Genomic DNA, 12,689 nt, shown 5'->3' with positions numbered 1-12,689 from the left:
CCAGAGACCTTTGTCATGACCGATAAGAAAGCGTTGCGTGTGCTGTTCTGCATGGGCATCAACCAGAACTTCTTCAGTGCCCCGCGTGAGGAACAATTGCAGGTGTGGGCAGCGTTCAGTGCCATGTGGAACGGTATTCACGACCTGGCCGGGGTAAAGGTGCTGGGCAACATGGATGACGACCAGGGCATGGTCGGCCCGTCCGACGGCTTCCCCTGGACCACCTACCTGCTGGCCGACGTGCCAGACATCGAAACCGTGCACGCCGCCTGCAACCTGTTCCGCACCACAGCCGTGGGTGAGGGGCCGTACAAGCTGTGGCGCTACGCCAAGGTCGAGGCCCGCGTTGGCCGCGAACTGATCATCCAGCGTGCCTGAACAAGAGGACTACCCCGTGAGCAACCTGATACCCGCCATCAACCTGACGGTCGACCCGGCCGAGCTGGTGCAAGCCGACCGCGTTCACACCTCGCTGTACACCGACCCGGCGCTGTTCGACGCTGAACTGGAGCGTATTTTCCATAGCACCTGGATCTGGGTCGCCCATGAAAGCGAAATACCGGAAGCCGGCAGCTACAAGACCACCTACATCGGCAAGCAGCCGGTCATCGTGGTGCGCGACCGCAAGAAAGGCATCAACGTGCTGCTCAACCGCTGCCGCCACCGGGGGGCCACCGTGTGCGAGCACAAGAAGGGCAAGACCAACAGCTTCGTCTGCCCCTACCACGGCTGGGGCTACGCACTGGACGGCTCGCTGCGGGGCATTCCGCACCCCGAAAGCTACGGCGACTGCATCGACAAGGCTGAACTGCCGCTGGTGAGCCTGCGCACCGAAAGCTACGCCGGCATGGTCTTCGCTACCTTCAAGCACGACCTGGAGCCTTTAGAAGACTTCCTTGGCGCAGCGAAAAAATGGATGGACCTGTTCATGAAGCAAGGTGCTGGCTACGGCATCAAGGTGCCGGGCGAGCACCGCTTCCGCTTCCCGGGCAACTGGAAGATCCAGCTGGAAAACACCACCGACGCTTATCACTTCCCGCTGGTGCACAAGAGTTTCCTGTCGTCGGTCGACGAGCAGACCCTGGAGCTCTTCGACTTCGTCAAGGGGCCTGGCTATGTGGAAGACCTCGGCAACGGCCACAGCGTGATGGTGATGATCCCCGAACTGGTCGACCTGGAAGCCAACCTTGACAAGCCCATCCCGGAACGGTTCGAAGCGCTGGCGGCCGAACTGCGGGACGAGGGCATCGAAGAACAGCAGGTGCGCCGCATCGTACGTGCGGTGGGCGGGTCGGGGTTCAACCTTAACCTGTTCCCGAACGTCGCCTGCTCCATGGCGTTTTTCCGCGTGCTGCAGCCGATCTCGGTCACAGAAACCGAAATCCATCACTCGGTGATCACCATGGATGGCGGGCCGGCCGCGGCCAACCGCTATCGCCTGCGGCTGCACGAACACTTCCAGGGCCCCATGGGCTTTGGAACGCCGGACGACTCCGAGGCCTGGGAACGGGTACAGAAGGGCGCGAATGCCGGTGAGAACCTGTGGATCATGCTGAACCGCGGGCTGCCCGGCGAAACACCTACCGCCGATGGCCTGATCTCGGACGTGAGTGCCGAAACCGGTATGCGCGCGGCCTACCAGCAGTGGAAAAAAATGATGACCGTGGAGGCCAAATGATGAACCTCAACCTGCTCACGGAAGTGACGGCCTTCATCTGGCAGGAAGGCGACATGCTCGACCATGGCGAATACGACACCTGGTTGAATTTGTGGACCGAGAAGGGCACTTACATCATCCCCATCGACCCCAAGGAAACCGACCACGAAAACACCCTCAACTATGCCTACGACGACCACCACATGCGTGGCCTGCGGGTGCAGCGGCTGATTGGTGGCGAGTCCATTTCCACCAGCCCGCAACCTCGCACCGTGCGTGCCATTTCACGCTTTCGCGTGTTGGCCGATGATGGCATGAACGTGACGGTGCGTTGCGCCCAGAACATCCGCGAGTTCCGCAAGGAAAGCCTCAAGCATTACACCGCTGACCTGACCTACACCCTGGTGCGGACCGAAGGCGGCTTCAAGATCCACCGCAAGGTGATCAGCCTGATCAACAGTGACGACACCCTCGCGGGTATCGGCTACATCCTCTGAGGAGCCGGCCATGAAACACGTTGCATTGGTAACCGGGGCCGGCCAAGGGCTTGGCCTGCGCTTCTGCACCCGGTTGATGGCTGCAGGTTTCGACGTGGTGGTGACCGACCGCGACCTGGACCAGGCCCGCGCTGCTGCGCAGCAACTGCAGGAGCAGTGTGTGGCGCAGGCCGGCCGCGCCCTGGCGATAAAACTGGATGTGGCCAGCAAATCGGATTTCCACCACGCCCTGGCCCAGACCCTGGAGCACTTCGGGGCGTTGCAGGTGGTGGTCAACAACGCGGCGGTCACCCGCACCACACCGCTGATGCAAATCAGCCCGGAAGAGTTCGATGCGGTAGTGGGCCTGAACCTGCGCAGCGTGTTTCTCGGCTGCCAGGTACTGGGCGCGCACATGGCCGCCGCAGGTTACGGGCGGATCATCAACATGGCGTCGCTGGCGGGGCAGAACGGCGGCACGGCTACCGGGGCACATTACGCGGCAAGCAAAGGTGCCATCGTGACCCTGACCAAGGTCTTCGCCAAGGAGTTCGCTGCAAGCGGCGTCACGGTCAACGCCATTGCCCCCGGGCCGATCGACTCGCCGGCAGTGCACGCTGCCGTGCCTGGCGAACGCCTGCCCGGCCTGCTGGCGAACATCCCGGTGCAGCGGCTGGGCGATGCCGACTTCATCGGCGACCTGATCGTGCAACTGGCGCGCCCCGAAGCCTACTTCACCACCGGGGCGACCTTGGATGTGAACGGCGGCCTGTTCATGCGTTGAAAGCGTCGGAGCGCCCGGCGCTCCTCCGGTAATTCGAGGTAACTGCCATGAATGAAGAACTGTTGAACGTTGTAGTGCGCAAGCGCGAGATCCAAGGGGCCGACGTGGTCGTGCTCGACCTGGAGCGTGCCGATGGCGCCTCACTACCCGCCTTCGAGGCAGGTGCTCACGTGGATATCCATGTGGCGCCGGGCCTGGTACGCCAGTACTCGCTGTGCAGCGACCCTGGCGAGGCATCCGTGTACCGCTTGGGTGTGCTGAAGGACCCGGCGTCCCGCGGTGGCTCTGTGCAGATTCACGACGCCCTGCATGAGGGCCGCGAGGTACAGATCAGCACCCCGCGCAACCTGTTTCCGCTGGTCCGGGATGCCAAGCGCACGATTCTGCTGGGCGGCGGTATCGGCATTACACCGATGATTGCCATGGCCCATGCCCTGCATCGCCAGGGCGCAGCGTTCGAGCTGCACTACTGTGGCCGCTCGCGCAGCCGCAGCGCCTTCCTCGGCGAACTGGCCCGCGCACCTTTCGCGGCTTGTGTGGTGACTCACTTTGATGACGAGGCCCAGGCCCAGCGGCTGAACCTGCCAACGGTGTTGGGCGATGCCAGCGCAGGCACGCACCTGTACACCTGTGGCCCGTCGGGCTTCATGGATTGGGTGATCGCCGGTGCCCGCCAGCAGGGCTATGACGAGGCGCATATCCACAAGGAGTACTTCCAGGTGGAGGTGGATGCCAGTGGCGGCGGCTTCGAGGTGTTTGCCGCACGCAGCAACAAGGCGGTGCAGGTGGCCGAAGGGCAGACCATTCTCGATGCCCTGGCCCAGGTGGGCATCAAGATCGACATCTCCTGCGAACAGGGTGTGTGCGGCACCTGCATGTGCGAGGTGCTCGAGGGTGTTCCTGACCACCGCGACGTGTACCTGACCGATGAAGAAAAGGCTGCCAACGACCAGATCCTGGTGTGTTGCTCGCGGGCCAAGACCAACAAGCTGGTGCTGGACATCTGAGGAGACCCACCATGGTAGACATAACCCAATTTCGCAACGCAATGGCCCTGCTTGGCGGTGCCGTCTCGGTCATCACCACGGATGGCCCTGCCGGGCGATTCGGGTTCACCGCCTCGGCCGTGTGCAGCGTCACCGACTCACCACCCACGCTGCTGGTATGCATGAACAGGTCGTCGTATTCCAACGAGCAGTTCAAGGCCAATGGCGCGCTGTGCGTGAATGTGCTGGCTGGCACCCATCAGGCGCTGTCCGGTGCGTTCGCCGACCGCAACCTGAACATGGAGCAACGCTTCGCGAGCACGCCCTGGACCGTGCTGGAAAGCGGCGCACCCGTGATGCAGGAGGCGCTCGTGAACTTCGATTGCCGTATTGCCCAGGTGCACGAGGTGGGCTCGCACAGCATCTTTTACTGCGAGATCCAGAGCATCCGCCATGGGGGAGCCGATGATGGCCTGGTGTACTTCAACCGGGCCTACCACCGGGTTTGCGAGGCGTCGAAGGCGTGCTGATGGCGCCGAGCGCTCAGAAGGTTTCGAGGTTGTGGAAGACCACTTCCAGCATGCGGTTCAGCCGTTGCACCTGAGCTTCGGTCAGGCCTTTGAAGCTGCGCTGGAACAAGTCGCGGGTCACGTCTTGCATGCGTTCGATGTTCTGCAGCCCCACCTCGGTGATGCGTACCTGGGTGACACGGCCGTCTTCGGGGCTGGGCGCAGTGTCGACCAGGCCGTCTTCCTTCATGCGGTAGACGATCTTGGTAATGGTCGAAAGCTTGGCGATGGCGTGGGTGGAAATCTCGGAAATGCTCGATTCGCCATTTTCGTTGAGGATCCACAGCACACGCCAGCGTGGCACGTCCAGGTCGACCTTCTTCAGCAGGCGCTCCATGTTCTGGGTGTAACGGCCGTGTACACGGGCTAGCCAGTAGAAAGGGAAGTCTTCCTTGCGAAACTCATCGCTGGCGGGGTCGTGGTGGCTGTGGTTTGCAGTTTTCGAATGGCTCATCGGTTCACTACAGGTGCGGAAATAGTGGCGTCATCATAGCGGGTTCAACGCATTTGAACACCGAAACCCATCATGCCAGGGCCATGACCCACGCTGTGCTGACGCAGGTCATTGCGGGAACATTCAACTGATAATTCACGTACACAAACAACACCGGCCTGAAGGTGTTCGGGCCGGTCACAACAAGAAGGTGATGGCATGACGATCATTGTTGAATCCCTGGCGCTGGGAGGGAGCGGCCCGCGTGTGGTGGTGAAGGACACCATTGATGTGGCCGGTACGGCCACGCGGGCCTCAAGCAAGGCCCTGGAACAGGCGCCGTTGGCCGAGCAGCATGCCGAGGTGGTGAGGCATCTGCTGGCAGCCGGCGCCCGGTTGACCGGCAAGACCGCCCTGCACGAGCTGGCGTTCGGCACCACAGGCATCAACCACTACGTTGGTACCGCCCGCAACCCGCGTTTTCCAGGGCGTATCCCCGGGGGCTCGTCCAGCGGCTCGGCGGCCGCGGTGGCGGCAGGGCTTGCGGACTTCAGCCTCGGTACCGACACCGGTGGTTCGGTGCGTATCCCGGCTTGCTGTTGCGGTGTGTTCGGCTTCAAACCCACGTTCGGGCGGGTGAGCCGGCAGGGTGTGATGCCTGCGCATTCCACCCTGGACTGCGTGGGGCCGTTCGCAGCCTCGTTGCCGATGCTGGTGCAGGCAATGGCCATGATCGACCCTAGCTTTGTGGCGGCACAGGTGCCGCTGCAGGCCAAGGTCGGGGTGTTGCGGGTCACGGCCGAAGTAGGCATCCAGAAAGTCGTGCATAGCGCGTTGACGGCCAGCGGTCTGCAGTTGGGCAATGTGGAATTCAAGCACCTGGGGGCGGCATACGAAGCCGGCATGGTGGTGATCAACCGGGAGACGTTCACCGCATGTGCGCACCTGCTGCAAACCGAGCAGGTGGGTGCAGACATCGCGGGCCGCCTGGCAGCGGCGGGGCACACTACCGATCAGGCACTGGCGGAAGCCGAACGGGTACGGGTTAGCTTCAGCGACGAAGTCGATCAGGCGCTGAAATGTTTCGATGTGCTGGCGTTGCCCACCATGCCGGACTTCCCGCTAAGGCTCGAAGAGGCTGCTGACACTCGCGCCGTGCTGGGCATGACCTCGCTGGTTCGCCCCTTCAACCTCTCGGGGCACCCGGCCTTGTCCATCCCTCTGGGCAGCGAATGCGGGCTGCCCGTGGGCCTGCAACTGGTGGGCGCCAAGGGTGCGGATGCCAAGCTACTGGCGGTGGCCGAGCGCCTGCTGCTAAACCTGAATGCCGTTTCGGCGCCATGATCGCAGGAAGAGGAACCACCACAGTGACAGAAACTTCTGTTTTGCTCGAACGCCTGCGCGGCTTCGAAAGCCAGCAGGCCATTCGGGTTTGCATCAACCGCTACATGGCACTGTGCGACACGCTGGATGCCCACACTCCGCTGGAGGAACTTGTCGGGCTGTTTACCCGGGAGGCGGTTTGGGAGGGCAAAGGCGCCCGTTACGCTGCCAGCTTTGGCGGCTATCAAGGCCGCGAGGCGATCCGCAGCCTATTTGCCGGCTACATGAAAACCCCAGCCCACTTCGCCTTGAACGTGCATTTTCTGACCAGCGAGGTCATCGAGGCCACGGGTGACCACGGGCAGGGCAGTTGGGTGATGCTGCAAACCAGCACCTTCAATGACGGCACGTCGCACCTGAACGCGGCACGCCTGACCGTGCGTTTCGCGTTCGAGGAAGGGCAGTGGCGTATGGCGCACTTCCAGACCTGCAACCTGTTCAGCCGCCCGGTTTCGGCCTGGAACGACGACGCGCCACTGCCTGTACCTGGGCACAACTAAGGGGCGCCTTTGGCAGGCACGACCCAAAATGTGGCAGGGCGGAACCAGAAGGCGCTGGGCCGATGGGCCAGACTCGGCCCAGTGGGCGGCAGCGTCCTTCATCGCAATGGCAAGAGGAGAGTTGAGATGCCCGTGGCAAAAACCGTTATCCGAGGAGTAATGGCATGAGCGACATTGCCCTGCTGCCTAGTGTTCAACGCTTCATTGACAGCCAGCCTGGCAGCTTTGTCGAGGGCCAGGCGATCAGCGAAGCGGGTGCCGAGCGCTTCGATGTGTTCAACCCTTCAACCGGCGAGGTGCTCACCCAGGTCGCGCAGGCCAGCCCGGCCTTGGTGGAGCATGCCGTGCAGGCGGCCCACGGCGCCTTTGTCAACAGCTGGGGCAGCACCACGCCTTACCTGCGTGGCGTGGCCCTGAACCGCCTGGCCGACCTGATCGAAGCCAATGGTGAAGAGCTTGCCCAGCTGGAGTCGCTGAGCTCTGGCAAGTCGATCCACCTGACCCGGCACTTGGAGGTGCCGCAAAGCGTGGTGTTTCTGCGCTATTTTGCCGGGTGGGCGACCAAGATCCATGGCCAGACCATGACCCCGTCGCTGCCGTCCATGCAGGGTGAGCAGTATGCCGCGTTCACTCGCCGCGAAGCGGTGGGGGTCGTGGCCGGGATCACACCTTGGAACTTCTCGCTGATGATCGGCATCTGGAAGATTGCTTCGGCATTGACCTGTGGCTGCACCATCGTGCTCAAACCCAGTGAATTTACGCCGCTGTCGCTGTTGCGCGTGGCGCAATTGGCCCTGGAGGCCGGGGTGCCGCCGGGGGCACTTAACATTGTCAACGGCAGCGGGCGCATTGGTCAGCAGCTGATCGGCCACCCGGGGGTGGCCAAGGTTTCGTTCACCGGCTCGGTGCCCACCGGTGTTGCGGTGGGCAAGGCTGCACTGAGTGCGAACCTCACCCGTGTAACCCTGGAGCTGGGCGGCAAAAACCCGGCTGCGTTCCTGGCCGATGTAGACGTGGACCAGGCCGTCGAAGGGATTCTGCAAACCGCTTATGTACATCAGGGCCAGGTGTGTGCGGCGCCGGAGCGCCTGTATATCCATAGCAGCAAGGTAGACGCCATTTGTGCCGAGCTGGCCCAACGCCTGGGGGCGATGAAGGTGGGCGGTGCGCTGGACGAGTCTGCCCAGTTCGGCCCATTGGCCAATAAAGCGCACCACGACAAGATCGTCGGCTTTTTCGCCCAGGCCAATGCCCGTGGCCAGGTGCTGTGTGGGGGTAAACCGCTGCCCGGCCCGGGTTATTTCGTGGAGCCAACGTTGCTCAGGGCCACGGATGCACAGGACCCATTCCTTCACGAGGAAACCTTCGGGCCCATCGTCACCGTGCTGCCGTTCGACGATGAAGACGACCTGGTGCGCATGATGAACGACTCGCCGTTCGGCCTGGGGGCCAGCGTGTGGACCAATGACCTGGCCAAAGCCATGCGGCTGATTCCACGTATCGAGGCGGGCACAGTTTGGGTGAACATGCACACCTTCCTCGACCCGTCGGTGCCCTTTGGCGGGGTCAAGGGCTCGGGGATTGGCCGCGAGTTCGGTAGCGCGTTCATTGATGACTACACCGAGTTGAAGTCGGTGATGATGCGCTTCTGAAGCTTCGCCAGGGCGAGCGAGGCTCGTTACAGGGCTGTAAAGGCAGCCTTTGCCAGCGCCTGCAGCCGCGCTCTGTCTTCCTCCAGCGGTAGCGCGCGTTCAGCGCGCTTGACCAGCAGGGCGGCATGCATGGCGCAGGCCTGCCCAAACTTGTCTGCGTCAATAGCCGCCAAGCTGGCGAGAGCCTTGATAAAGCGGATATCGATTTCAAGCAGGCCCGCACCGTCGCGCGCGATCAGCGTGAAAAAGTCATCGAACATGTCATCCACACTCAGCGCACGCACGTATACATCCCTGCAGTGGTGTTCGGCTTCCTGCTCGGGCGCCTGTTGAGCCCACTGGGTGAAACAGCGCACCCCCCGGCCTATCACGTCTATCACGGTGCCTGAGTCGTTGGTGGCGGGTGACAACGCGCGCGATGCAATCTCTGCCAGCACGGACAGCCCGAAGCGTGGGTCTTGCTCATAAGTGCGGCGCAAGCCGATGGTGAGCGCGGCCAGTACCACAGTTTGTAACTCAGCGCTGACCTCCTGGCTCCCTTTGCCCACGATGTGCGCAACCACAGCACCCAGGTGCAGGAAACTGCCTGGCAGCACTTCCAGGTAAATGGCCACACCATGCTGCTTGGCCGCCAGCGCCAGGGCATTCACATCCACATGCTGGACGTAGCCGGTGCCAGTACTCACGAGGGTGCTGGCATGGGCGGGCAGGGCACAATCGCGGGGGTAGGCTTCGCCGCCCAGATACGGCCAGCGCGCCCGGTTTTCCAGCGCCGTGATGGTGGCGACCTCCACACGGTCGATGGTTTCACCGACCCGACCGAGCTTGGACAGGTGATCGATCCAGCGCAGCAGCGTGTACACGATCAGAATCACCATCACGAGGGTGACCGCAAACAGCACCACCCGGCCCTGCGCGCCATAGGCACCAGTGCTCAAGGCAATGATGCCCACCAGGCTGAACAGGAACGAGCCGATGAATGTGGCCAACGCATTCTGGGTTGTGGAGTCTTCCATCACCAGGCTGGTGGCCCGCGGGGTCACGCCGCTGCTGGCGGCGCCATAGGCCGACACCATGGTGCTGAGGGAGAACGTGGTCACTGCCAGCATGCTGGAGGCGATGATGCCGAGGATCTTGTCCACCGAATCCGCACCAACCTTGGCCGGCAGCGAGGGCGGTACGAAGTCGCGGAAGGCTATCGCCAGCAAGGCGGTGAGTACACCGATGAAGGAGAACAGGGTGGCGCGAAACCATAGCCGTTTTGTGGTTTGTGCCAGTGCCCAACGCCAGCGAGCGATCATGGGGGTGCTCTTGTTTCGTGATCAACGATTGAGAGACGACAGAACTGCCGCCGTATTGGCCGATTGAGTGGGATCAAGGCGCAATAGTTTCATCACCGTAGTTCGAGAAACGCTTCCAGCATGACTCCACGCTCAGTGATGACCGAGCAACACGTCGTGCAACTCGATTGCCTGCAGAGCCTCGCCAATCAAACCGCTGACCTTCTGCACCACCGGATCCCGCGCGCTGTCCACCCGCCAAGCCAGTTCGACCGAGTACCTGGGCAAGTCGATAGGGCACGGGCAGCAGACCACCGCACTGCTCTTCGCCAAGGCGTGGGCTGCATGGCTTGGGAGCGTGGCCACGCAATCGGTACCCGCCAGCAGGCTGGGCAGTGCGGCGAAATGGGTGGTGGAGGCCTCGACCGTGCGTGACCTGCCCAGCGCTGCCAGGGCTTCATCGACCACGCCTACGTACCCACCCGACGACACCAGCAGGTGGTTGCGCTCGAGAAACCCGTCCAGTGTCAGCTCAACCGGTGGCTGATCGGCTTGCCGGGCGATCAGGCAAGTGTAACCGCCGGTGCCCAGCACCTTGCGGCCCAGCGCCCGCGAACCGAGGATACCTGCGGTCAAGGCCAGGTCGATATGCCTGCCCATCAACGCATCGCCTGCCACCATGCTGTGGGTCTGTTTGAAGATGATCCTGAGCCCCGGCGCGCTGCGCTTGGCCAGGTCGACCAGTTGCCTGCCGATGGCCAGTTCGTGGTCATCGGAGAGCCCGAGCGTCGAGGTGCGCCCCGTGAACCCGTCCCCATCGGGGCTGGCGAGCAACAGGCTCTGACGGCACTTTTCCAGGGCGCTGGCGATCACCGGCCGCAGCTCTTCGCTCTTGGCCGTGGGGCGCAGGCCCCGGCCGGTCCGCTCGAACAGGTGATCTGCGTACACCACACGCAAGCGCGTCAACGCAGCACTGACGGCGGGTTGCGTGATACCCAAGCGGATCGCGGCGCGGCTTGCACCGCCTTCTTCGTACAGGGCTTCGAACACTTTCAGCAAGTTCAGATCCATGCTCAAGATATTATTACTGCTCATATCAGTTAGTCAGCCTTGTGGATTGATTGATAGGTGGCGCGGACGGACTATACCCATATTCCAGCCATAACATGCGAGATAACGACCATGGCCACCACTACCGTTGCTGCACTGCAAATTGGCTCCAGGCCTGAAGGCAAAACCAGCACACTCGAGGCCATCCTGGCCTACGAGCCACAGATCAAACAGGCGGGCGCCAACCTGGTGGTCATGCCAGAGGCCGTGCTTGGCGGTTACCCGAAAGGTGAAACATTTGGCACTTACCTGGGCTATCGGCTGCCAGAGGGGCGGGAAAGCTTCCAGCGTTATTACGAGAACGCCATCGATGTGCCGGGCGTGGAAACCGACGAGCTGGCCGGGCTTGCCGAACGCACCGGTGCTTACCTGGTTGTGGGTGTGATCGAGCGGGCCGGTAATACCCTGTACTGCACGGCGTTGTTTTTCTCACCGGAGCACGGGCTGGTCGCCAAGCACCGCAAACTGATGCCAACCGGAACCGAGCGCCTGATCTGGGGCCAGGGGGATGGCTCGACCCTGCCTGTGCTTGAGGCGCCATTCGGCAAGGTGGGCGCGGCGATCTGTTGGGAGAACCACATGCCGCTGCTGCGCACCGCGATGTACGCCAAGGGCGTGCAGGTCTGGTGCGCCCCTACGGTGGACGAGCGGGATGTATGGCAGGCGTCGATGCGCCACATTGCTCACGAGGGCCGGATGTTTGTGGTTAGCGCCTGCCAGGTGCAGCCTTCGCCCAAGCAACTTGGGGTGCAGGTGCCGCATTGGGACGAGGACCGGCCACTGATCCAGGGCAACAGTGTGATTGTGGGGCCACTGGGCGATGTGCTTGCCGGGCCGTTGCGCGGGGAGGAGGGGTTGTTGACAGCGCAGATTGATATCGAGGAATTGACCCGGGCTCGGTATGACTTCGATGTGGTTGGGCATTATGCGCGGCCAGATGTGTTTTCATTGGCTGTAGATGAACGGGTCAAACGTTCGGTGATGTTCAACTGTTGATCACGGGGCGGTGATGTCGCGTAGGCTCGGCCAGCGCGCTGTTCCCAGCGCGCCCGTCGGTTCCTCCTCAAGCGTCTGCCAACTGTCGCAACAGCCGCTGTTTGAGATCGTGCAGAAGCTCACTGTCCCGCTTGCGGGGATGAGGTAGATCGATGCTTATGTCTTCCTTGATTCTGCCTGGCTGCGCATCCATCACCAATACCCGGTCACCCAGGTACAGTGCTTCCTCGATGTCATGGGTCACCATGATCACCGTGCAACGCTCCTGCACCCAGATGCGTTGCAGCTCCTGCTGCAAGCGTACCCGGGTCAGGGCATCCAGTGCGCCGAGCGGTTCATCCAGCAGCAGCACCTTGGGCTTGTTCACCAGCGCCCGGGCAATCGCCGCGCGCTGGGCCATGCCCCCAGACAACTGGTGCGGGTAGGCCTGCTCATAACCACCCAGGCCTACCAGTTCGATGTGCTCGGACACCAACCGGTTCTTATTGGCTGCTGGCAATTCATGGTTTTTCAATGCCAGGGCGATGTTCTGCTGCAGCGTCATCCATGGGAACAGGCGATGTTCCTGGAACACGATGCCGCGCTCCAGGCCTGGCCCGCGCACGGGGTTTCGGTCCAGTAGAATCTGCCCCTGGTAGTCCTGGTCTAGCCCGACAATCAGCCGAAGCAGGGTGGACTTGCCGCAGCCGCTAGCACCGAGGATGCTGACGAATGCGCCAGGGTGGATATCCAGGTCGATGCCTTCGAGCACCTGCACCGGCTTGCCCTTGAGCCGGTACGTCTTGTTCAGGCCACAGATGGTCAGGGCGCCAGTGCTGGCGGGGGTGGGTACAGCGTGGGCGATGGCGTTCATGGGCGGGCCT

The 12,689-nt window shown here is 62.5% G+C and carries 14 protein-coding genes; 10 read left to right on the top strand and 4 right to left on the bottom strand.

What is annotated here, in order from left to right:
• Nucleotides 1-15: 15 nt before the first annotated feature.
• From IAE36_RS00155 to IAE36_RS00130, 6 genes are read left to right on the top strand one after another with little or no spacing between them, the layout of a single operon-like run.
• Nucleotides 16-378 carry an IacB protein gene (locus IAE36_RS00155; RefSeq protein ID WP_201209534.1) on the top strand — a complete coding sequence of 121 codons (363 nt, stop codon included), beginning with the start codon at nucleotides 16-18 and terminating at the stop codon, nucleotides 376-378.
• 16 nt (nucleotides 379-394) lie between these two features.
• Entirely contained in the window at nucleotides 395-1,678 is a 1,284-nt protein-coding gene (locus IAE36_RS00150; RefSeq protein WP_201209533.1) for an aromatic ring-hydroxylating oxygenase subunit alpha, read from the top strand.
• Nucleotides 1,678-2,154 carry an aromatic-ring-hydroxylating dioxygenase subunit beta gene (locus IAE36_RS00145; protein ID WP_201209759.1) on the top strand — a complete coding sequence of 159 codons (477 nt, stop codon included), beginning with the start codon at nucleotides 1,678-1,680 and terminating at the stop codon, nucleotides 2,152-2,154. The genes IAE36_RS00150 and IAE36_RS00145 overlap by 1 nt, the downstream gene beginning before the upstream one ends.
• A 10-nt stretch (nucleotides 2,155-2,164) precedes the next feature.
• Nucleotides 2,165-2,917, top strand: coding sequence for an SDR family NAD(P)-dependent oxidoreductase (locus IAE36_RS00140; RefSeq protein ID WP_201209532.1), 753 nt, complete (start codon nucleotides 2,165-2,167; stop codon nucleotides 2,915-2,917).
• A 47-nt stretch (nucleotides 2,918-2,964) separates the two neighbouring features.
• The gene (locus IAE36_RS00135) at nucleotides 2,965-3,924 is read left to right on the top strand and encodes a PDR/VanB family oxidoreductase (protein ID WP_201209531.1); all 960 of its coding nucleotides are present in this window, start codon (nucleotides 2,965-2,967) and stop codon (nucleotides 3,922-3,924) included.
• Between the two features lie 11 nt (nucleotides 3,925-3,935).
• The gene (locus tag IAE36_RS00130; RefSeq protein ID WP_201209530.1) at nucleotides 3,936-4,433 is read left to right on the top strand and encodes a flavin reductase; all 498 of its coding nucleotides are present in this window, start codon (nucleotides 3,936-3,938) and stop codon (nucleotides 4,431-4,433) included.
• A gap of 13 nt (nucleotides 4,434-4,446) precedes the next feature.
• Here IAE36_RS00130 and IAE36_RS00125 read toward each other — a convergent pair whose 3' ends face one another.
• Nucleotides 4,447-4,926 (bottom strand): MarR family winged helix-turn-helix transcriptional regulator, encoded by a 480-nt coding sequence (locus tag IAE36_RS00125; protein WP_201209528.1) that lies wholly within the window; start codon nucleotides 4,924-4,926, stop codon nucleotides 4,447-4,449.
• 198 nt (nucleotides 4,927-5,124) lie between these two features.
• On the opposite strand from IAE36_RS00125, the gene IAE36_RS00120 reads away from it, so the two are divergent.
• The 3 genes from IAE36_RS00120 (at nucleotide 5,125) to IAE36_RS00110 (ending at nucleotide 8,440) form a co-directional block, all read left to right on the top strand.
• Nucleotides 5,125-6,249, top strand: a complete 1,125-nt coding sequence (locus tag IAE36_RS00120; protein ID WP_201209526.1) for an amidase — start codon at nucleotides 5,125-5,127, stop codon at nucleotides 6,247-6,249.
• 23 nt (nucleotides 6,250-6,272) lie between these two features.
• Nucleotides 6,273-6,788 (top strand): nuclear transport factor 2 family protein, encoded by a 516-nt coding sequence (locus IAE36_RS00115; RefSeq protein WP_328822843.1) that lies wholly within the window; start codon nucleotides 6,273-6,275, stop codon nucleotides 6,786-6,788.
• Between the two features lie 164 nt (nucleotides 6,789-6,952).
• Complete coding sequence (locus IAE36_RS00110; RefSeq protein WP_201209523.1) at nucleotides 6,953-8,440, top strand: aldehyde dehydrogenase family protein; 1,488 nt, start codon at nucleotides 6,953-6,955, stop codon at nucleotides 8,438-8,440.
• Between the two features lie 26 nt (nucleotides 8,441-8,466).
• Here the strand turns inward: IAE36_RS00110 and IAE36_RS00105 are convergent, their stop codons facing one another.
• Nucleotides 8,467-9,741: a DUF2254 domain-containing protein gene (locus IAE36_RS00105; RefSeq protein ID WP_201209522.1), complete on the bottom strand. Its 1,275-nt coding sequence runs from the start codon at nucleotides 9,739-9,741 to the stop codon at nucleotides 8,467-8,469.
• A 132-nt stretch (nucleotides 9,742-9,873) separates the two neighbouring features.
• Complete coding sequence (locus IAE36_RS00100; RefSeq protein ID WP_201209521.1) at nucleotides 9,874-10,815, bottom strand: LysR family transcriptional regulator; 942 nt, start codon at nucleotides 10,813-10,815, stop codon at nucleotides 9,874-9,876.
• A gap of 87 nt (nucleotides 10,816-10,902) precedes the next feature.
• On the opposite strand from IAE36_RS00100, the gene IAE36_RS00095 reads away from it, so the two are divergent.
• Nucleotides 10,903-11,826 (top strand): carbon-nitrogen hydrolase family protein, encoded by a 924-nt coding sequence (locus tag IAE36_RS00095; protein WP_201209520.1) that lies wholly within the window; start codon nucleotides 10,903-10,905, stop codon nucleotides 11,824-11,826.
• A 67-nt stretch (nucleotides 11,827-11,893) separates the two neighbouring features.
• Here the strand turns inward: IAE36_RS00095 and IAE36_RS00090 are convergent, their stop codons facing one another.
• Nucleotides 11,894-12,679, bottom strand: a complete 786-nt coding sequence (locus IAE36_RS00090; RefSeq protein ID WP_201209519.1) for an ABC transporter ATP-binding protein — start codon at nucleotides 12,677-12,679, stop codon at nucleotides 11,894-11,896.
• Nucleotides 12,680-12,689: the final 10 nt, after the last annotated feature.

It is taken from the genome of Pseudomonas sp. S36 (assembly GCF_016647875.1).
Classification (GTDB): domain Bacteria; phylum Pseudomonadota; class Gammaproteobacteria; order Pseudomonadales; family Pseudomonadaceae; genus Aquipseudomonas; species Aquipseudomonas parafulva.
This window is presented reverse-complemented; position numbering and strand designations above follow the sequence as displayed.